This is a genomic window from Chitinophaga sp. YIM B06452 (genome assembly GCF_039655965.1).
Taxonomy (GTDB): domain Bacteria; phylum Bacteroidota; class Bacteroidia; order Chitinophagales; family Chitinophagaceae; genus Chitinophaga.
In genome coordinates this window covers 53038-73951 of record NZ_JAWLKY010000008.1, presented here as the reverse complement: position 1 = coordinate 73951, position 20914 = coordinate 53038, and the positions used below count along the sequence as shown (strand labels likewise).

Sequence of the window (20914 nt, the reverse complement as noted above, 5' to 3'; positions counted from 1 at the left end):
GTCCGGTTTTAGAATTTTAGCATGATCTCCCCGCCAAATACGGGCGACTGGTTCATTTCTATGATAATGGTCGGGTCGTTTTTGCTGCGGTAAGAGGGGCGGTGGTTCAGGAAATTGTTGGCATAGAAGGAGAACCTGTATTTCTTTTTGATCTCTTTTGCCAGCCGCATATGATAGTTGGTGTAAACGATGGGCACTTTTGTTTTGCTGCCGCCGGTGGGCGTCCTGTTCAGGTGCGCGAACTCCGGGTTCTGCCGGTCTTTCTCGGGTATTTCGTGGTAATTGAGCTGCTGGTCGTAATACCCGATCGGAAGGCCCGAGTTGCGCCCGCTTTCGGAAACGTTCAGCCAGAAAGCCTGTATGCGAAGGTTCAGCAGCAGGCCCAGCGGTGAAAAGTGATGTGTAGTGGAAAGGGTGGAGATCATTTCCTGCACGTCCGACCAGCCGGTGTTGTAACGGCCTGCCACGGCAATATGCGTGTTGTCGATATTGTCCGGCCCATATGAACTGGTGCCCGCATTGTAGCTGTGCGAGCGGACGTAGGAAGTTGAAAAGTCGAAAGAGGTCTGGATAGCCCTGATCTTCCGCGTGCTCAGGAACAACTCGAAACCCTTGCTGTTGTTAACGGCGTCGTTGGCCAGGATGTGATGTTCAAGCACATATTTTTTCGTGCCCTGCGCTTCATATACGGGCTGCTGGCCGGCGGGGCTGCCGACGAGTACATAGTTTGGAAGCTCGATCGGCGCTATTTCAGCGTTGGTGGTAAACCCGTCTTTGGTCTTTTTATAAAACACGTTCAGCGAGCCGCTCAGGAATTTATCCCTGAAGCTGATGCCGCCTTCCACCGTCATGGACCGGGCGCTTTTAAGATGGGTGTTCACCGGGTTTTCCATGAGCGTATAGGTCAGGTTGAGATTGCGTGCCGGATCGTTTACGTAATGATTGATGAGCACGATATCCCAATATGATTTGCCGGGATAGAGATATGCCATGGAAGGCGCTTTGGTAGCCAGGCCGAAGGCTGCATTCACACGCCAGGTGCGGTTGATATCGTAATTGGTGGACAGGCGGGGGGAGAAGCTCCAGAATTTTCCCTGCCTGTCTGCACGCACGCCAATACTATTGCGCAGCGTGCGGGAACCGAGGGCAATATTGAAATTGTCCTGCGCGTAAAGCCCCAGTTGTGCAAGGGATTTTTCATCGCGGAAACTTTCCGGCCGCTCGGCGGAATAGGAGGTTGAAACGCTCCTTGGGCGCAGCGGGTTATATTGTCGGCCATCGCCGAAGTTGTCATCGTAGGAAAGATTAGCGCCGTAGGAAAGCTGGTGCTCTACTCCCGCGGCATACAGCTGGAAATTGCTTTCCAACCTTGCAAACACGGCCATGGGTTTGCCGGAGATGCGTTCTGTTACCCTGTAGTTGGCCGGGGTGAACTGGCCTTGTTTTTCGCCGATTTGCAGGTTATCGGTCACAGGTTTTACACCGCTGTTGTAGTTGTGTTCACTGTAATCGTCCTGTACGCTGTACGCGACTCCCAGCGTATAGGAAATACTGCGGGCAAATTTTTTGTCGATGGCGATGTTGCCTCTTACGGAGCTGCGGAAACCCTGGTTGCGGATGCGCACATATGGCTGGTTCACGTTTTGAGGATTGGATTTCCCGCCATCCAGGGTAGTGAATACATCCACTGCCACCGTGTTTTTCCAGATCTCGTTTTTATCCAGGAACCGCGTCCAGAGCACGCCGGCGTTCAGCCGGTTATAACTTTTCAGCCTGTCGCGCGGGTCGGTCACGGAATTGATATAGTCGATGCTGGTATTGATCAAACCGCCTTTACCGCCGAGCTTAAAACCCTTGCTGGCGCTTACGTTGGTGTTGCCGCTCTGGAAGCGGGTGGTTACGTTGAGCGGTGAAACGCCCGCCACCCGCTCGATCAGCACAGCGCCGTCCGTAATATCGCCGTAACGCACAGGAGCCACGCCGCTGATCACCTCGATCTTTTCGATATTGCCCACTGCCATCTGCCGGAGGTCGAAGCCGTTGCCGGCGCCCTGGTTGGTAGCATAAGCTTCTGCCTGCCCGGTACCTGGCGGTCTGAAAGATTGTATCAGCCCGCTGTTGCTGCCGATATTCTGCGTCTGCATATTCCCATTCATGGAAATAGGCACATCATCCACATAGAAGCCGATGCCAAAGGCGTTGTTCCGTTGCGCTGAGCTGCCGTCTGCCACGGAACGCAGGTTCAGTGTCTGCTGGTTCTGAAGATCAGGGTTGCGGATGGTTTGCCCGGGCAATAGCTGCAGTACATCGGCCAGGCTATAAGCCTGTATCTGTTCAATGGCGCTTCTTTCTATCACGACAGAGGAATTGCTTTGCAGGTTGCGCCCGCGTGTGGCGTTCACCTCTACCTGGTCGATGGTAAGCGAAAGCGGCTGCATTTGCACGCGCTGATCGATCAGCCTGCCGGGCTGCGGGAGGATCGTGAGCTGCTGTGCGCGTTTACCGATGTAATACAGTGAAATATGAATGCTGTCCGGCTTCTCCGGGTTGTAAGCGATAAATGCCATGCCGCTTTCGTTCGTCACCCGCTGTATTTCCCATTCCTTCACGGAAATGCTGACATAGGGCAGGGGGGTGCCGGTTTCCCGGTCTGTCACGGTCAGGCGGATGCCGCCTTTGTATTCCTGTGCGCTGGCGGTAAAGAAGGTGCAGACAATCAAGAGTATAGGTAATGCTAGTCTTTTCAATGGTCCCCGTTTTATTCGCCGCAAAGTTACTTCACCGGCCTGTGTGAAATTTATGTTAACCGGAAATCAATCATTTTCTAAACTGCTGATTATCAGCAAAAAGCCTGATCGAATCGGGAAATTCAGGAACAAAACTCCCGTTTGTTTGTTTACAGAATGGGAAATGCTGGGGAATTATTACACGGCATTGTCTTACAGGCTATTGAAAATCAGCATATTTACACTCTCGCAAGGTTTTGGATGGTAATACACAAAAAGGAAACTTATGCAGCAGGAAAAAGGAACACCCCGTGCCGGCGGGCTATATGAAAATTCCACGGTGATCAATGTATCTAAGACCGGCAGGATCATTTCTTCGGCGGCTGGCGCTTCGCTGGTATATATCGGGCTGGCGGATATTGGTAAAACGCCCGTTAAAAGCCTCATACGTATCCTTGCAGGCAGTTACCTGCTCTACCGCGGCATTTCAGGGAATTGTCCCGTGTCTGCCATAGTGGAAGAGAATATCCGCCCGAAACATGCCCGCTCGGTGAATATCCGTACTTCTTTCGTGGTAGACCGCCCGCGCGCGGAAGTATACAGCTACTGGCGCAAGCTGGAAAACCTGCCCGCTTTCATGGCACACCTGCATGATGTGGAAGTGCAGGATGAACGTTACAGCCACTGGACCATCCGCCTGGCCGGTAATATCAAGCTGGAGTGGGATGCGGAGATCGTGGAAGATGTGCCGGGTGAAATGCTGGGCTGGCGCTCGATGGAAGGCGCGCAGCTGGCCAATGCAGGAAAGATCCGCTTCAGGGATACATCAAACGGCGGCACGGAACTGCTGGTCACCATCACTTACCGCCCGCCTGCAGGATACGTAGGCGAAGGCATTGCAAGACTATTCAATCCCGCTTTCGAAAGCCTGGTGCGCAACGACATCAGGGGTTTCAAGCAGCACCTGGAAGAAAAGAACGCAGGGATCGGCAATATCGCCGTCGGCTAAACGAAGCACTTCATTCATCGATATAAAAAATGGCGTCCCGGAATGTTCCGGGACGCCATTTCCATTTCAAAATCAAACATCCTGTATGCTATGGCCGAAATGATGCTTTGAAAGTATCCGGTTTAGGCAGGTTGGACGTATCCCTGTCTTTGTCTTTTTTCTTCTTTTTCTTTGGCGTGGTGTCGTTTTCAGGCACCGTGTCCTTCGCCATTAAAGTATATCCCTGGTTGGAAGGCAGGGTGGATTCACCCGTAAACCCGTTACCTGCCTGGGCAACTACAAAGGCTATCATAAGCCCTAATACGCCTAATGGTACGATACGTGATTTCATTGGTCTTTCAATTTTTTATGTGATTGATATGGTTTAAACAGATTGATCTTTGGTGTCGTTTTCTTCCTCTTCTTCATCGCCAAGGTCGTCGTAATTGAGTTCTTCATCGTCATCGTCTTCTTCCTCGTCTTCGACTTCATCATTGTCTTCCGGCGGCGCGCCTGCTGCGCTGCTGATAACGTGGCCGGGGCGGTCGTCTTCCACGATATCCGCATCTTCCGCTTCCTGTACTTCTCTTTCCCTTTCTATAGCAGCCTCCTGGTCAAATTCAGCTGCCTGGGGATCTTCAGGCCATCTTTCTTCTTCGCCGCCGGCCCTGAAATCACTGTTCACCGGGCTCGGGTAAGCCGCCGGGTTACCTGCGGACTGCTGCTGTTTATTGGTTTGCATGGCAATAGTTTTAAATAGTGAACGGATGTTTGTTCCCGATGGAATACCGTGCAAAATCCGCTCCATGCAAAACAACTGCAAAACAGCCATAGAATTGGGTGAATGATCGGCGCAAACTGTGCAACCTGCTCCCCGCCGGGTAATTATGGTAATAGTTGTTTTTGCCGCAGCGCATCAAGTACCTGAGTAATAAGGCGATGGCGTGCCTGGTTGAAGGAATTGTCTTTGCTGTTGCTGATCCAGAGGCTGACCATCAGTTTCAGGTTGTTGCCTTCTATATTTTCAAAGAACACTTCGGGCGCCTTCCGTACGCCGCTCTGCCGTTCCTTTTTGACGATGTTGCGCAGCGTTTGCACTATATCGTCCAGCACGGGCGCGGGTTCTTTATTGAAGGGCACAGTAAAGTGCAGTTCTATTTTCCTTTCGGTGGTGAGGGAATGGTTGATGAGGGGTTTCTGGAAGATGTCTTTGTTCGGGATGATAAGATGCAGCCCGTCGAAAGTGCGCATGGTAGTGGAACGGAACTGAATGTTCTCCACGCTGCCGGTGAAACCGTTCGTTTCGATCACATGCCCTACATCGAAGGGTTTGCGGAAGGTGATGTAAATGCCCGAAATGAAATTGGAAGTGAGGTCCTGGAAAGCGAAACCCAGCGCCAGGCCAATGATGCCCGCGCCGGCCAGCAAGGAACTCACGGCTTTATCCAGCTTTAGTATTTCCAGGGAAGTAAACAGCCCGATGGCAAACACGATGAACCAGCCCACACCCGCCAGCAGGTTGCTGATGGCCTGTTTGTGCGACAGCCGGCAGCTGAGCCTGTAGATAAGGGTTTTGGCAAGCTTTGCCAGCAGGTAAAAAACGGTGAACACCAGCACGGCCAGCGCCAGGTTGGGCAGCATTTTGATAGCCGCCTGGCCCCAGCGTTCCAGTTTTTCCAGGATAAGGTTCGTCCATTCCATGGAAAAAAAGTATACAAATACTGCACCATTCGGATAATGCTGGGTTTCAGGGCGGTTCGGATTACTAAAATACCTATGGGTGCGGGTGCGCAGATACCTTGCGTACGAAGCAGTATATTTGCGGGTATGTACGCCATTGTAGACATCGAAACCACCGGCGGCCACGCCAGTGCCGGCAGTATCACGGAAGTTGCCATATTTATCCACGACGGGAAAGAGATCGTTCAGCAGTATGAAACGCTTGTGAATCCAGGCATGCCCATTCCCCGGTATATCCAGGCATTGACCGGCATTACCGATGAAATGGTGGAAAACGCGCCCCCGTTTGAGGCAGTGGCGGAAGACGTCTACCAGCTGTTGCAGGACAAGATCTTCATCGCCCACAACGTCAATTTCGATTATTCCTTCCTCCGCCACCAGCTGGACCTTTGCGGGTACAGGCTGCAAAGCAAAAAGCTCTGCACCGTGCGGCTCAGCCGCAAGGTATTTCCGGGTTTTCCCAGCTATAGCCTGGGAAACCTGTGCCGGCAGCTGAAGATCAATATCCAGAACCGCCACCGCGCCACCGGCGATGCGCTGGCCACGGTACAGTTGTTCGAAATGTTGATGGCTTCCGATACCCAGGGAGCTATCGCACAGGCGCTCAACGGCCGCTCCAAAGACAAATGGCTGCCCATTCATCTGCCGCAGGAACATGTGGAAGAGCTGCCTTCCACGCCCGGTGTGTATTACTTCCACAATGAAAAAGGGAAAGTGGTATACGTAGGCAAGGCGCGCAATATCCGCAAACGCGTTACCAGCCATTTTACCGGCAACAACGCCGGCCGCCAGCGGCAGGAGTTTATCAGGAATATTCACAGCATCACTTACGAAAAGACCGGTACGGAACTGATGGCGTTTATCCTCGAATCCGTGGAAATACGCCGCCTGTGGCCGCAATACAACAATGCGCAAAAAAGGATCGAGTCGAAATTCGGTTTTTATTTGTTTGAAGACCAGCAAGGCTATCTCCGCCTGGCCATAGAAAAAAGAAGGAAATACAGTACGCCGATCTATACATTCAATATGATCGCCGAAGGCCATACGCGGCTGCGCGAACTGATCCGGGAGTTCAGCCTGTGCCCGAAGCTGTGCTTCCTGCAAACGAGCCAGGATGAATGCGTGGGCATCGCCGATAAAACCTGCAAAGGCGCCTGCAACAAAAAGGAAAAGCCCGCGAAATACAACAAACGCGTGATGCAGGCGGTAGAACATCTGCAATCGGAGCAGCCTTCATTCGTAATACTGGACAATGGCCGCATGGCGTCGGAGCAGAGCTGCATCCTGATGGAGAAAGGCAAATTCTATGGCATGGGCTACGTTCCGCGCGATGTGGCGGTTTCAGGCAGTGAAATGCTGAAGGACTGGCTGACGCAATACCCGGAGAACGAGTTCATCCTGAACCTGCTGCGCACGTATGCTTCCGTCAACGCGGGAAGGCTGCTGGCGATCTAAACCGTTTTCCCCGTTTTTCTTCTCCTGAACCAATGCCGTTTCCACATCCAGAGCCCGCTGAGCACCACTACCGGCAGGAAAACGAACCGTACCGCGTTGGCGGCCGATGGAATGCCGGCAACAGGACCGTAAATATATCCCAGGATCGGTATGCTCAGCAGGATATGCAGCCAGCGGATGATCTTTCGTTCTGTAGATGCTTTCATGATCAGGATGTGTTTGCTTCATGTCAAAACTATCACCTAACCATGAAAACTATACGGAGAGTAGATTACAGGCGTAAATGTGTAGACGAAAAAGGAAAGAATAGCGCCGCCGTTGTCAGAATAATTCCGGCTGCCCCGGGGAAGCCTCTTCACCGGCTACTTTCCAGCCGCTGTTCTTTTTCTCTTCCACCAGTTTTTCTTTTTCCTTTTCGGCATCCGCCGCATCGATGCAGGTCTTTACCTGTATCTGGCCTTTGGTGCCGGTTTTGCCCTGCCTGATGAACAGCTTGGAACCACTTACCGCCGCTTCCCAGAATTTTTCCGTTTTCCCTTCTCCCTGCAGGAGCCGTGTAGTGCCTGCCGGTACTGCATCCTGCGGGATGATGGCATTTAGCGGCGCGGCCTGTTGCGGTTTACCGAGGCGGCGAAGGATGTCTTCCATCACTTTCTGCGGCTGCTGCAGCCAGTCTTTCGCATACACCGTCAGCACCTGCCAGCCAAAACTTTCCAGCACCGCGGGGCGCTGGTAATATTGTTCCAGCACGTTCTCATGCCGGTACCAGTCCTCATCGTCTACCTGTATCCCAAGGGAAAAAGATTTGTCCTTCGCATCCGCCTTCACGGCCAGCGAACAGCGGAAGCCGCTCTGGCCCACCTGTTCGGTGACTTCCAGCCCGAGCTTTTCCAGTTGTTCCCTGATCTCTTTCAGGATAACGGTGCCGCCTGTACGATAACGCTGCGGGGTTTTACCCGTGGCCAGGCTGTCGAGGATATTGCGGGCAGCGGCCATATTGCCGGTGCTCACGTTCTCCGCATACTGCAGGAAACGGCGCAGGTAGTTGGCGCCCGCGTTGTATACATTGGTGATCTGGTGGTGGCGGATGCTGCTCACAATGGCCATGTGCTGCCGCGCCCGGCTGAAGATCACGTTCAGGCGTTTTTCACCGCCTTTTTTATTGATGGGGCCGAAGTGCATGCTCATTTTCCCGCGATGGTCGGGGGCGTAACAAACGCTCATGATGATGATGTCGCGCTCGTCGCCCTGCACATTTTCCAGGTTCTTGACGAACAGGCCGGTGAATTGGCCTTCGTCCGTGCGCTCGGTGGCGTCTTCCAATAACTCATCGAACCGTTTGTCGTTGGCGCAAAGCGCTTCCAGCGCGGTTTCTATGCAATGCTGCTGCTCCTGGCTGAATGCTACGATGCCGATGCTTTCTTTTGTGTTCTTAAATAATAACTCCCGTACCAAATGTGCGATGTACGCTGCTTCGGCGCTGTTGCCGCGTTTGGCGTATGTGCCATTGGGAAGGTGATGGTAGCTGATGCTGCGGTCGAACAGGGCATTGACGTTGAACAGGGCGTCTGAAGGCTGTTGCACGCTGATGGCGGGTTTCTCGGTAGTGTGAATGCTCCTGTCTGGTATGGTAAGCAGGCCCGCGCCGTAAAACGCGTGGTTGCTGTAGCTGATGAGCGTTTCGGAGTGGCTGCGGTAGTGCCAGCCCAGCATGAGACTGTTCATTTTGCGCGCGCCCTGCGTAAGCAGGCTGTCTGCATCGGCGCTGAGGATCTCGTCCTCTTCATCGTTGCGCTCGAGGTCGTCCGGGTCGCCGGACCTGGCGGAAAAGAAGTCGGTAGGCGGCATCTGCCGGTCGTCTCCCACGATGATGGTCTGCGGCGCGCGGTAAAGTGCGGGCACGCCTTCTTCCAGCGTGATCTGGCTGGCTTCGTCGAATATAACAGCGTCGAAGAAAGGCTGGTCCAGCGGGAAGGAATCGCTTACGCTGAGCGGGCTCATGAGCCAGACGGGCTTCAGGTCGCGCAGCACAAGGCCGCTGCCGCGGGAACAAAGCTCTCGGATGCTTTTGTAGCGCATGCTTTTGGAGAATTCGTTCTCCAGTATCTTGCGGCCTTCGGCGTATTGTTTTGCAAATTCCTGTTGCTCTTCCGGCACCTGTGCCAGCGCGCGGTTGCTGAGCTGCACATGTTCCCGGAAGCGCTGGCCTACGTTGATGCGGATGTATTGGGCGTTGAGCTGCAGCAGCTCATGGTAGCAGTGGCGGATGGTTTCCACGGTCTGCTCCACGGCCTGGCTGCCGGTGTTGGCAAAGGATTTATTGAACTGGTAGAACTGCCGCAGGGTTTTATGCGCCATACCCGCTTCCATTTCAGCAGGCGTGAAGGGGAGGGAGCGGAGCGCCTGCTTGAGCGCGCCTGGCATATCGAGGTAGTTGCCGAGGGCGGGCAGCAGTTCTTCCAGCGCCGGGGCGTTCAGCTGGATGCTTTCCAGCAGGTCGCGCAGCTCGCGGAAATGTTGCGACGGCGGGTCCTGCAAGGTTTGTTGAAGCTGGAGGTCGAGGCGGTGGAGGGTTTCCTGGAGGCCGGCGAGCTGCATCACCAGCTGCTGCGCCTTTTCATGTTGCAGCAGGTATTGCAGCGAAGGTTCGTGCAGCTTCATGCGCAGCCGTTCTATGGAAAGCCAGGTAAGCTCGATGTTGTCTATGCGGTATTGCTGCTGCACGGCTTTCCGGGCCTGTGCCAGGTTGCGGGCGGCTGCGTATTCTTCCTGCAGTTGCTGCAAAAGCAGGCTGAATGCGGGCTGCACGGCGTGTTGCGAGAGGTCGTAACTCTCCTGCATCCGGCTTTTCAGCCTTCGCCATGCGCCGGAAAGGAAGCGCCAGAACGATTGCTCATGGCGGGTTGCAATGCTGATTGCCTGTGCGGTGTCCTGCTCGCTGAATTTATTCCGCCAGCCGGTGTTCTGCGCGGCGGCGCGGTCGGCTTCCTGTTGCAGCACGCGCAAATGTGCAAGCTCTTTTTCGAATGCGATGGCTTCGGGATTATGATCGTCTAACAGCCGGAGATTGTTGCTTTCCGCCAGGGGCAGCAGCAGCGTCGCTTGCAGCACGAGCTGCTTCAGCTCATCGAAAGTTTCCGCGAAGCCGGTTACTTTCTCCAGCATGGCAAGACTTTGCGCCGTTTGCTGCTGGAGCTGCGTAATAGGCTGTTCTGCCGCAAATATCTTTTCATGGACGCGGCTCAGCGGGTGCAGGGCAAATACGGGTTCTGCGCCGCTTTCTTCCAGTGCCTCGCCCAGTTGCTCCACCATGTTGCCGGATTGCAGCCATTGCCGGTAATGCGGCACGGTTTCTTCTTCGACGGGGGAGAGCGGTCTTACCAGGTCTTTCAGCGCCAGCAGCCTTTCTATCAGTGCGCGCACGGCAATGCCGGCCTGTTCTTCCTCGCGGGCGTGGGTGTCGTGGAATTCCTGCAAGCGCTCCAGCTGGGTGCGCAGGGTATGCAGCAGCGCATTCCTTTTTACGTTGATGCTATGCTGGTCTGCTCCAGGCCGCAGGTTCGATTCGTAGGTGAGCTTGAGGTCGCGGATGAAGGAACGTTTGTCTGCCTGGCTGTCGTGGATGTAAGAGCAAAGCTCGTCCAGCCCCTGTTGTTTGAGGCGGTGATACACCACGTCCAGCGCGGCGCGTTTTTCGCAGACGAACAGCACCTGTTTGCCGCGCGCAACAAAATCTGCTATCAGGTTGGTGATGGTCTGGCTTTTGCCCGTACCCGGCGGCCCCTGGATGATGTAGCTTTCGCCGTTGCGCGCCTGCATGATGGCACGCGCCTGTGTAGGGTCTGCCTGTATCACGTGATACCACTCTTCGGGCAGGGCAGGGGCGGGCGTGTCTTCCTGCACGGGGCGGGGCTGGGCGCTGAACAGCTGGTCGAACACGACGTGCTGCTGCGGCTGATCTATAGCGGAATTGTAATCCCGCACGAGGCTCATTTTTTTGTAGTTGAAATTGCCCAGCACCACGTGGCAGCTGTCGAACTCCCAGCGGTAAGGATTGTGCGCCGCTTCCGCAAGCTGGAACAGTTCATGGTCTTCGGCGGTAGAGGTGCGTGGGGATTTACGTTCAACCGTTGGCGTTAGTGGTTCAGCATTTTCCGCGATAACTTGTTCTTGACTTGTTTCAGTCTGTGCATCAGGCACGGATGTGCTTTCAGTCTTTTGTTCCGGTGTTTCGGCAGGCATGCCAGGCATGGATGAGCCTTCATCAACTTGTTCCGGCGTTTCGGCGGCGCCTTCGGCAAAAGGTGCTTCAGCGCCGTCGTCGATAAACAGGGCCGCGTCGCCGGGGATTGTTCCGGCTCCTTCAGGCAATGGCCTTTCCGCTTCTCCCGGTTTGCGTTCCGCCACGGGCGACGGCACGGGGCGGGATAGTTTTCTCTCTGCGGCGGCTTGTGTTTCAGGTTGTTTTTTCTGGTATTGCTGAACGGTGTCTTTCGCTTCTTTGTAGATGAGTTTGATGCGCGGCTTCTGCATGTGCTGCAATACGATGCCGCGGTTGGCGCCTTCCACCTGCATTTGCAGCAGCTGGTAAAATTGTTCCAGGCTCATTTCTTCAAGGTCCACCAGGTCAGGCAGTTCTATGCCGTATAACTCACGGAGCTGGTTGGCCAGCACGGGATTCACTTCCGCGTTGTTGTCTGTAATGCTGAGCACATACTGGTCGCCGCCTACCTGCTTTTTCTTTTTCAGCTCCACGGGAATGAGCAGCAGCGGGCTGAAGATCGTTTCCTCCGGGTCTTCCGGCAGGTTGTGCCATTTGAGGAAGGCGACTACCAGCTTCAATTGGCTGAAACCATATTCCTGCACGTCTTTCCTGGCTTCCAGCCTGATCTTGTTGAGGATGCCTGGCAGGTAAGGATGATCTTCGAAACGCAGGTATTTATTCAGGGAAAGGTCTTTCATCCCCGTAATTTTCTCCGCGATCTCGGGGTTCCAGGTAAAGAGCAGTTCAGGCCGGATGCTTTGGTGATGCAGCACCATGGGCACGCTGCTGATAGTGAGGTTCGCAAAACGCGTGTTGGGTTTGTAAAAGAGCAGGCGGTTGCGTCGGCTTACGTCGAACAGGCGGTTGCGGAGCTTGTTAAGGATGAAGGTCTGCCGTTCTGAGCGGTCGTGCGTTACCCAGCCCGCTACCTGTGCAAGGTCCAGCTGTTTTTCGGGATCGAAGTCGCGGTAATGTTCCAGCCGGTGGATCGCTTCCTGGAGGTCGCGGGTGCGGTGGGCGCGGTTCAGCTCGGTCATTTCAGTGATGAGCGTGCCAATAGCAGGGTGCAGCTGTTTGTAACGCAAAGGATGCTGCCGCTGGGCCACCAGCTGGTCCAGGCCGGCGGGCTCATAAAGGTCGATGCCGAGCGCTACACTGGTGAGCACGAGGCCGAGACAGAAAATGTCCGTCTGCTCGTCGTGATGACCGAGCAGCATCTCGTAGCTGCGGTAACCGGGCACATAAGCCGCATGGTGCAGCGGCTGGTGGATGTCGTGATGGACGCGCAGGTTCAGGGCCTCCGGCTGGTCTGCCAGCAACTTCACTTTATCCACTACTTCAAAATGCGGGTTATAACTGTTGAAGAGCGCGTCTATACGGTCTGCGGCATCCAGCTCAGGATGCGCGGCGGTCGTGTTGATGGTGATGGTGCGGGTTTGCACCTGCAAAGCGTTTTCGTCGCCAAAAGGCGCTACCAGCGCGGCGTCGTGCAGCGCCTGCACGGTGCGGAACAGCGGCAGCACGGCTGCGATTACGTCGTCTGTAGAATAAGCGCCGTGCTGGAAGGCGGTTTGCAGGAACTGCCGGAATGAGATCGTCGTCAAGATATTCGTTTATACTGAACAGTGATTGCGGGTAAATCCCTCAAAAATATCGATTTTCACCGCCCGGGTCAACGGGAAGAAATCCACATTTCCTTTCCGGAAGAAGCAGGTTTTTCTACATGGTTGAGTGTCAAGGTGTCCGGTGGTTTTATTAAAACATTAAGCTGCCCGGAAATGTCCCGTAGTGCGGGTGCAGCTTTTTATAACGCTTGAAGTAAGGGAAATATTGGGCTGGTTGAGTGGTGTTAATTTGGCTTGTGTTTAGCTACCGAGTTTCCTGCTGGAATGAATTTTTTGTCCAGCCTGGGCTGATCTGACATTGAAAATCCATATGCCTGGGAAATGAGATAATATGCCTGGCGCAGTCTTTCAGCATAAGGCACCTCCTTGCCGAATATATTGGCGGCATCGGCTTCTTTAAAAGTCATTTGCCTGAATGCTGTTCTGTCGAGCCTATAATTTCCCATACCGGAGTATTTATTTCACAAATGTATCAATTTCTGCCACTCACACCGTAAACTGCAACTCACTCAACCCCTTATACAACCCTTCAGCCCTTTCCATCAATTCCTCGTGCGTACCTTCTTCCACGATCTGGCCTTTGTCCATCACGAGTATCAGGTCTGCGCGACGGACGGTGCTGAGGCGGTGGGCGATCACGATGGAGGTGCGGCCCTGCATGAGTTTGTCCAGCGCATCCTGCACCAGGCGTTCGGACTCGGAGTCCAGGGCGGAAGTGGCTTCGTCGAGAATGAGGATGCGCGGGTTGCGCAGCACGGCGCGGGCAATGGCAATGCGCTGGCGTTGGCCGCCGGAAAGCTGTACGCCTCTCTCGCCTACGATGGTGTTTAATCCTTCGGGGAAATGGGTGATGAATTCCCAGGCATTGGCCTGCTTTGCCGCGGCTTCGATGGCTTCATCTGAAGCGGAAGGATCGCCGTAGGCAATGTTTTCCCTGATGGTTCCGCCAAACAGGAACACGTCCTGCGGCACAACGGCCATCTGGCTGCGGAGGTCTGTGAGCGAGTACGATTGCGCATCCTGCCCGTCGAACGTAACGGCGCCGGAAATGGGATCGTAAAAACGAAGCAGCAGGCTCACCACGGTTGATTTGCCTGCCCCGCTGGGCCCTACGAGCGCTACCTGCCAGCCGGGCTGCACGGCGAAGCTCACGTCTTTCAGCACGGGAATATCTTTACGGGAAGGGTAATGAAAACTTACGTTCAGGAAACTGATCTCGCCGGAAATGGGCGCCACTTCTTTGGCCGGGGCAAGCCGGATGTCCTCCACGGGTTCGTCGTGGATCTCCAGGAGATTTTCGGAAGCGCCCAGCGCGCGCTGGATGCGGGTATAGATTTCTGCCAGCCCGCCAATAGAGCCGCCGATAAAGATGGTGTAAAAAATGAAGGAGAAGAGATGGCCTATTTTGATCTCGCCCGTTTCCATAAGCATGACCCCTTTCCAGATCACGGCCACCATGGCGCCAAAGAGGCCAAGGATGATAAAGGATACAAAAGCGGCCTGGTAACTTCCGGCTTTCACGCCGGTTTGGGCGGCGCTGTTCGTGGCGGCCTTATAGCGGCCTATTTCGAAATATTCATTGGCAAAGGCTTTCACGTTAAAAATACCTTGCAGGGTTTCTTCAACGATGGTATTGGACTCTGCTATCTGCGTCTGCGCTTTTTTGGAATACCGGCGGATGAGTTTCCCGAAAACCACTGCCAGCACACTGATGCCGGGCACAATGGCCAGCATGAAAAGTGTCAGTTTCCATGAAGTGATCCACAGCAGGGCAATACCGCCCACGATCACGATCACCTGCCGCAGGAATTCCGCCAGGGTGGTGGTGAACAGGTCCTGGAGCTGGCTGATGTCCGAAGAAATGCGGCTGTTCAGTTCTCCCACGCGCCGTTCGGCGAAGAACCGCATAGGCAGTCGCACCAGGTGACTGTAAGTGGCCTGCCGCAAGGCTGCCAGTGTTTTTTCGGTCACACTCACAAATATGCGTACCCGCAGGTAAGAAAATAAAGCCTGTAAAATGAGCACGGCAGCCAGTATCAGGCCCACGCGGTCTATTTCCTGCAGCAGCCGCTTTTCGTCGCCCAGGTTGATCAGGTCGCCGAGCAGCTTGGGAAAGGCCAGGCTGGCGCTGCTGGACAATAATAACATGATCAGGCCGATGGCGAACTGCCAGCGGTAAGGTTTGGCGTATTCATATAATCGCAAGGCCTTGCGGATACCGGTAAAGGTGATCTTTGAGCGTTTTTGCTCTTTCTCCATAAGTTGAAATTAAAACTTTCCTGCTGGAGTAGACGAACGGCGCGGCAAAATATTGTATCACCGCACCCGGTCCAGGAGCCACAGGGCCAGGGCGGTTTCCGCCAGGAGGCCCAGCGCATAGGGCACTGTGGCGGATGAGAAGTCTCCCGTCATCCAGCAGTAAAATGCCACGGGCAGGGTGACGCCCAGGCCGGTATAGACAATAATGAACTTGGTATAAACAAAAAAACTATACGTGGAAAATTGTTTGTCCGGCTCCGGTTTTCGCAGCTTCCGCAGCAGGAAGATGTTTTCCAGGATGTCGCAGAGCCAGGCCCCGCCCTGTAAAGCGCCGGTTATCCAGAAAAAATAGATGCCCTGGCCGGTTTTTTCCCCCAGCATGTAACAAAGCAGGGCTATAGAAGGATAAAGGCCGGCCATGAACAGGAAATCGACCCAAAGGTGCAGCCGCACGGCCTTCCGCACGCCGGGCAGCATGTTGCGGATCATGCCGGTCAGCTCGCTGTCCGAAACGGGAAATTGCAGGTCCAGGATATTAAAGATGCGGCGCAGGCCGTCCCTGTCGCGGAAAAAGAAGCGCCGCGCGATCTTCGTCATCCAGATGGCCGTGATGCAGGTGATAGTGTAGGTGATCAGGAAATAAAGCATGGTCAAATATTTCGCGCCCGCGTGTTCAGCTGCTCCCTCGCTTCTTTGTCGGAGGTGTTCACGGCTTCGTGAACGATGATGCGGGCCTGTTTATACTCTTCCCATTTGAATTGCAGAAGGAAGTCGCGCGCGGCTTCGGCGCCGCGGATGAACAGTTCTTTTTGTTTGTCGTCTGAAATGTTGAAGTCCAGCCAGTTGAAATCCGCCACTTTGATCACGCCGATCCCTTTTCGGAACAGGTTGTTCTTGAGCAGGAAATCTTTGTCGTAATAATACCGCACGGTGTTGAACAGCTTGCCGAGATAACTGCCCAGGCTCAGCTGGTCGGCCCGGTTCTGCGAGATATCTTCCGGCGTGGCATCGTCCAGCTCAATGCCGAAAGTGGGCAGGCGCGGCACGATGATCTCCGGGTTGTAAAGAATGTTGATCGGGAAATTGGACAGCACGCCGCCATCCACGAAACGCACGGAGCTGGGAATGTCCTTCGGTTCCATCAGCAGGTGTTTGGCCCAGCTGGCCCTGATGTTTGGATGGTCTCTCGGGATGTCGCGGATGATGTGCGATTCGAAGAAGATGGGAATGCTCATGGATGCGCGCACGAACTCGGCCGGGTGCAGGGAATCTTTGGTAACCCTGAACAGGTCCCACATACGCGGGAATTCTATTTTGTTCTGTGTAATGATATCGGAAGTGATGAGCGTGATATCGGGCACCAGGCCTTTGGTGGGATCGTTCCTGATATTCGGGTCGGTGAAATTGCTGCGGATGTGCAGCCCTTCCGGCGCCTGGCCCGCGGCGCGTTCCAGGTCTTCGATGGACTTCACGCCGTTCTCTTCGAGTATCATACTGATCCAGTCGGTGAAGTTCCTGCCGGGATTGATGCCGAAGCCGCGGTTCTTCAGCCGCTGGAACAGGTACGCAAAATAGCCGCCCGCCAGGCCCAGCGCCATCAGCAAAATACCGGTAAGAATATACGAAGTAATAGCAATGCCGTGAAATACCGGATATTTGGTGCGCAGGCCGGTAGCCACAATATCCAGCAGCAGCAAGCCTCCCAGCGTGATGGCGGTGATGATGGCCGCCTTCCGCACGCGGGCGCCGAAGTTGGTGGTCCTGATCACGGTTTTGATCAGCCATTTGGCGAAAGGATGGCCGTCCACGAAATCAAAGAAAGGTTTATCGCAGAGGTATTGCAGGATGCGTTCGGAACTGGTGAGGTTCTTCGTTTTGTCCGGCTTTACCACGGCCATCAGCATGGTGTTGATAGCGCCGGCGCTGGTGCCTGCCAGGCGCATGAAGCGGATGCCGGCTTTTTCGAGGATATAAGTGTAACCCACCAGCGCCACACCCAGCACGCCGCCGCCTTCCTGCACGAGGTTCACATATTGATGGCCTTCTGCGTCGAATGTGTCGGAAACGGTAAGGTCTTTGAAATTGAACCGCGGCTCGCCGGGGCGGTCTTTTGCATCCGCCAGCTGCTCCAGCACGGCGGTTACGCGCGGATGGCCGGTGAAATCAGCCGGAATAAGGTTTTTTCGTGCAGGCATAGCTGTTTTTTCCTGGGAGGTAACAATGCCTGAAAATACTCAAATTATTTTATTCGAATGCACGAAATCCCTTGTGCTGCGCCAGGGCCAGCATTTCACGGTCGCCGCTGCTGTCGCCGTAGGCATACACGGTTTCGAAGGTGGTGAGGTGCACGGCCTCGCGGATGCGGCAAACCTTTTCGTTGCCATTGCAGTTAGGGCCGGTGAGCATGCCGGTAATGCGGCCGTCATTCACTTCCAGGTGGCTGCCCAGGCAGGGAATGCCGAGGGTCTGGCTCCAGGGTGCCACCCAGTTTTCCGCGGAAGCGGTCACGATGTAAACTTTATGTCCTTCGGCCTGGTGCCAGGCGATGGCATTAAGCGCTTTAGGCCGCAGCAGCGCGGGCAGGCGCAGGCGACAGAAGTCGTCGCATTGCTGCTGGAACACGTCCAGCGGGGTATTGCGGAAAAAGAATTTCAGCACGATCTCCTTCATGCGGTGATTGCTGATGAGCTTCAGCTTGAACATCACCAGCAGGGGAGAAAGCAGGGCCATGCCCGCATACAGCGCAGCAGCCCCTTTTTGAAACCGGATGATCTCAAAAAGGGTGTCTTTGCTGGTAATGGTACCGTCGAAGTCAAAAAAGGCAATAACGTTCTTCAAAGCTTCAGCTTTTTAAACATGAATTCGGGAATGCTGGTAATGATGAGCATGATGTAACGCCAAAACCATTTGGTGTAGATCACATTCTTCTTTTTACCTGCGGCCTTAAATATATCGTTGGCAACTTCCGCCGGTTTGGCCGTGAGCAGGGGCGGAAGGGTAAGGTGCTGGGTCATTTGCGTATCCACGAAACCGGGCTGCACGGTCATCACGTGCACGCCTTTATGGAACAGGCGGTTGCGCAGGCCGGAAAGATAAGCCGTGAAACCCGCTTTGGCGCTGCCATACAGGTAGTTGCTCATCCTGCCGCGGTCGCCCGCCACGGAGCTGATGCCGATGATGGAACCGTTGCCGCGGGCGGCCATGGCTTCGGCGGCAATATTCAGGATGGATACGGCGCCGGTATAATTGGTGCTGATGATGCGGGAAGCTTCCTGCCAGTCCTGCTGGCCTTTTTCCTGCACGCCCAGGTAGCCGAACACGCAGATCACCACATCGGGCTGCGCAGGGAGTGACTGGTAGAAGGAAGCGTGCGAATCGAAATCAAGCGCGTCGAAGGCATGGGAGGTAGCCGCAACCTGGTGGCGGATCTTCAGATCCTGCTCCAGGGCGTGCAGTTGCGCAGGGTTGCGGGCCGCCAGCTGCAGGGCGTAACCTGCCGAGGCGTATTTGCGTGCAATGGCCACGGCCATGTCTGAACCTGCGCCTAAAATCAGTACAGTAGGCATATAAGAACTTACGTATTAACGGTGTGATGTTTAAGAATTGGCGCCGTAATTGAATTGCAGGCGGTCGCTCTGGACAGAGCGGAATTTTCCGCCGGGATTGTAGGCCTGCACAATGCTTTCGAATTTACGGGCATTGGGGTAACTTTTCCAGAACACGTCCTGCTGCATCCGCGCATCTTTGCTCAGGTAGAGCCGTCCGCCATAATCCAGCACCAATGCGTCCAGCTCGTCCAGGAAAGGGAACAAGCCTTTGCGCACGGGGAAGTCCAGCGCCAGGGTGTAACCTTCCATGGGGAAGGAGATCAGGTCGTCCTGCCTGCCGAAAACCTTGAGCACGGCAAGGAAGGAGCCCCAGCCTTTTTCGCTGATGCGGCGGAGGATGGCGGCCAGCCCGTCTTTATGCTCCAGCGGCAGCACGAACTGGTACTGCACGAAGCCGTCTTTCCCGTAGCCGCGGTTCCAGTGATGGATGGCGTCCAGCGGGTAAAAGAAGGGCTCGTAAGGCACCACGTTCCCGATCACTCTTTTGGTGTTCTTGGCGTAATAAAGCGCGTTGAAGGCCTTTACGGTAAAGTTGTTCAGCACAAAGCCGGGAAGGTTGAACGGCACGGTGAGCTTGAGCTTGCCGGGCAGCGTGAGCGGCGCCTGGCGCTGTTTGGCGTTCAGCTCGTTTTCGGTGGCGTGCTCGCCCACGATGAGGATGCTGCGGCCAAAGCTGTCGCCTTTCTGGAGACAGTCTATCCAGGCCATGCTGTATGTATAATGTTTATGCTCGTCGAACAGGCGGATGATCTCGTCCAGGTTTTTGGCTTTGATCTGTTTCTGCCTGATGTAGGCGGTCTCGATCTTTTTCAGCCTGAACTTCACGGTGGTGATCACGCCGGTAAGGCCCATGCCGCCGCAGGTAGCCCAGAATAGGTCGCTTTCCTGCTGCGGGGAGCAGGAGAGAAGCCCTTTGCCGGTAAACACCTGCATGCTGATGATATGATTGGAAAAGCTGCCTTCGGCGTGGTGGTTCTTGCCATGCACGTCAGACGCTACGGCGCCGCCGATGGTGATGAACTTGGTGCCGGGGGTAACAGGCAGGAACCAGCCTTTCGGCACGGTGATGTCCAGCACCTGGTCCAGCGTAATGCCGCTCTGGCATTCAAATATGCCGGCAGTTTCGTCGAAAGCCAGTACTTTATCGTAACGGAGGGTAGAAATGCTGTGCTCGCCGAGGGACGCGTCGCCATAACAGCGGCCGTTGCCCCGGGCAATGATGTGCTCATGGGTGTCAACATACTGCTTCAGCTGGTCTTCCACGGAGAAGGCCGCTTCGTCACAGTCCAATGTGGGATAATTGCCCCAGTTTGATAATTGTTTTCGCATTATTCAAAAAAACTTTTATTCGTCGGTAAATAAATGATCACATAAAAGCTGAGGATCCACAGGAGAATGGTTATTTGAATAAAGCGGTCTTTGTATAGGATTTTTGTGGGAGAACCTGTATCGTTGTCCACGTAGGTTATTTGCAAATATCGCATTAATCCGGCAATTACAAAAATACTTGTGTAATAGAGCCGGTACGTTTTGAAGTAGAGCATGGTGGGCAGCGCCATGGTATACATGATGTAGGCCACGATGATCACGGCTGAAACGAGGGCCAGGGAAACGTTCAGGAAGTCCATATTGTACCCTTTGGAGGCTTTGCGCATATCCTTGCCGGTTACGTCTTTCAGCACAATATCGTCCCTTCGTTTCGCGATGGCCATAAACAGTGCGAGAAGGAACACCATCAGCATCAGCCATTCGGAAACAGCAATATCGGTGAGCACACCGCCCGATTTTACGCGCAGTACAAAACCGGAGGCCACGATGAAGATATCCAGGATGGAAATATTCTTCAGGCCGAAGGAATAAGCCATGTTCAGCACGAAATAGATGCTGAGCACGAACGCGAATTTTTCCGCGAGGTACACTGCGCCTGCAAACCCGGCTATCACCAGAGTAAAGAAGATCGCGAGGCCCGCTTTGGGCGGCACAGCGCCTGAAGCCATGGGGCGCTTGCTTTTCGTAGGGTGGGCGCGGTCTGCCTCGATGTCGCGGTAATCGTTGATAATATAGATGCTGCTCGCGATCATGCTGAAACAAATGAACCCCAGGAAAGCCGCGATGATCTTGTCAATATTCCATATCTCACCTGCGAAAAAGAGGGGGATAAACATGAAGAGGTTCTTAGCCCAGTGTTTTGGCCGTAATAATTTAATATATTGCACGGGGATTAAACATTAATGCGCCGCAAAATACGA

16 protein-coding genes are annotated in these 20914 nt (G+C 54.4%); 2 read left to right on the top strand and 14 right to left on the bottom strand.

What is annotated here, in order from left to right; genetic code table 11:
- Positions 1–8 precede the first annotated feature (8 nt).
- Complete coding sequence (locus tag R3I13_RS25615) at positions 9–2747, bottom strand: TonB-dependent receptor (RefSeq protein WP_346320847.1); 2739 nt, start codon at positions 2745–2747, stop codon at positions 9–11.
- Positions 2748–3012: 265 nt separating this feature from the next.
- Between R3I13_RS25615 and R3I13_RS25610 the strand changes: the two genes are divergently transcribed.
- Positions 3013–3735 carry an SRPBCC family protein gene (locus tag R3I13_RS25610; RefSeq protein ID WP_346320846.1) on the top strand — a complete coding sequence of 241 codons (723 nt, stop codon included), beginning with the start codon at positions 3013–3015 and terminating at the stop codon, positions 3733–3735.
- Positions 3736–3823: 88 nt separating this feature from the next.
- Here R3I13_RS25610 and R3I13_RS25605 read toward each other — a convergent pair whose 3' ends face one another.
- From R3I13_RS25605 to R3I13_RS25595, 3 genes are all read right to left on the bottom strand, one after another.
- Positions 3824–4066 carry a hypothetical protein gene (locus R3I13_RS25605; RefSeq protein WP_346320845.1) on the bottom strand — a complete coding sequence of 81 codons (243 nt, stop codon included), beginning with the start codon at positions 4064–4066 and terminating at the stop codon, positions 3824–3826.
- Positions 4067–4099: 33 nt separating this feature from the next.
- Positions 4100–4456, bottom strand: a complete 357-nt coding sequence (locus tag R3I13_RS25600; protein WP_346320844.1) for a hypothetical protein — start codon at positions 4454–4456, stop codon at positions 4100–4102.
- A 143-nt stretch (positions 4457–4599) separates the two neighbouring features.
- Positions 4600–5415, bottom strand: coding sequence for a mechanosensitive ion channel family protein (locus tag R3I13_RS25595; protein ID WP_346320843.1), 816 nt, complete (start codon positions 5413–5415; stop codon positions 4600–4602).
- Between the two features lie 126 nt (positions 5416–5541).
- On the opposite strand from R3I13_RS25595, the gene R3I13_RS25590 reads away from it, so the two are divergent.
- Positions 5542–6909, top strand: coding sequence for an exonuclease domain-containing protein (locus R3I13_RS25590; protein ID WP_346320842.1), 1368 nt, complete (start codon positions 5542–5544; stop codon positions 6907–6909).
- Here R3I13_RS25590 and R3I13_RS25585 read toward each other — a convergent pair.
- From R3I13_RS25585 to R3I13_RS25540, 10 genes are all read right to left on the bottom strand, one after another.
- Positions 6906–7115, bottom strand: coding sequence for a hypothetical protein (locus R3I13_RS25585; protein WP_346320841.1), 210 nt, complete (start codon positions 7113–7115; stop codon positions 6906–6908). The two genes, R3I13_RS25590 and R3I13_RS25585, sit on opposite strands and share 4 nt — an antisense overlap.
- A gap of 115 nt (positions 7116–7230) precedes the next feature.
- Positions 7231–12777 carry an AAA domain-containing protein gene (locus R3I13_RS25580; protein ID WP_346320840.1) on the bottom strand — a complete coding sequence of 1849 codons (5547 nt, stop codon included), beginning with the start codon at positions 12775–12777 and terminating at the stop codon, positions 7231–7233.
- A 245-nt stretch (positions 12778–13022) separates the two neighbouring features.
- The gene (locus R3I13_RS25575; RefSeq protein ID WP_346320839.1) at positions 13023–13244 is read right to left on the bottom strand and encodes a hypothetical protein; all 222 of its coding nucleotides are present in this window, start codon (positions 13242–13244) and stop codon (positions 13023–13025) included.
- Positions 13245–13284: 40 nt separating this feature from the next.
- Positions 13285–15057, bottom strand: coding sequence for an ABC transporter transmembrane domain-containing protein (locus tag R3I13_RS25570; protein ID WP_346320838.1), 1773 nt, complete (start codon positions 15055–15057; stop codon positions 13285–13287).
- Between the two features lie 57 nt (positions 15058–15114).
- Positions 15115–15705 (bottom strand): hypothetical protein, encoded by a 591-nt coding sequence (locus R3I13_RS25565; RefSeq protein ID WP_346320837.1) that lies wholly within the window; start codon positions 15703–15705, stop codon positions 15115–15117.
- 2 nt (positions 15706–15707) lie between these two features.
- Positions 15708–17252: a patatin-like phospholipase family protein gene (locus tag R3I13_RS25560; RefSeq protein WP_346320836.1), complete on the bottom strand. Its 1545-nt coding sequence runs from the start codon at positions 17250–17252 to the stop codon at positions 15708–15710.
- Between the two features lie 49 nt (positions 17253–17301).
- Positions 17302–17895: an HAD family hydrolase gene (locus R3I13_RS25555; RefSeq protein WP_346320835.1), complete on the bottom strand. Its 594-nt coding sequence runs from the start codon at positions 17893–17895 to the stop codon at positions 17302–17304.
- The gene (locus R3I13_RS25550; protein WP_346320834.1) at positions 17892–18623 is read right to left on the bottom strand and encodes an SDR family oxidoreductase; all 732 of its coding nucleotides are present in this window, start codon (positions 18621–18623) and stop codon (positions 17892–17894) included. Before R3I13_RS25550 ends, R3I13_RS25555 begins: the two co-directional genes overlap by 4 nt.
- A 30-nt stretch (positions 18624–18653) precedes the next feature.
- The gene (locus R3I13_RS25545; RefSeq protein ID WP_346320833.1) at positions 18654–19994 is read right to left on the bottom strand and encodes an FAD-binding oxidoreductase; all 1341 of its coding nucleotides are present in this window, start codon (positions 19992–19994) and stop codon (positions 18654–18656) included.
- The gene (locus R3I13_RS25540; protein WP_346320832.1) at positions 19994–20881 is read right to left on the bottom strand and encodes a decaprenyl-phosphate phosphoribosyltransferase; all 888 of its coding nucleotides are present in this window, start codon (positions 20879–20881) and stop codon (positions 19994–19996) included. Before R3I13_RS25540 ends, R3I13_RS25545 begins: the two co-directional genes overlap by 1 nt.
- Positions 20882–20914 lie beyond the last annotated feature (33 nt).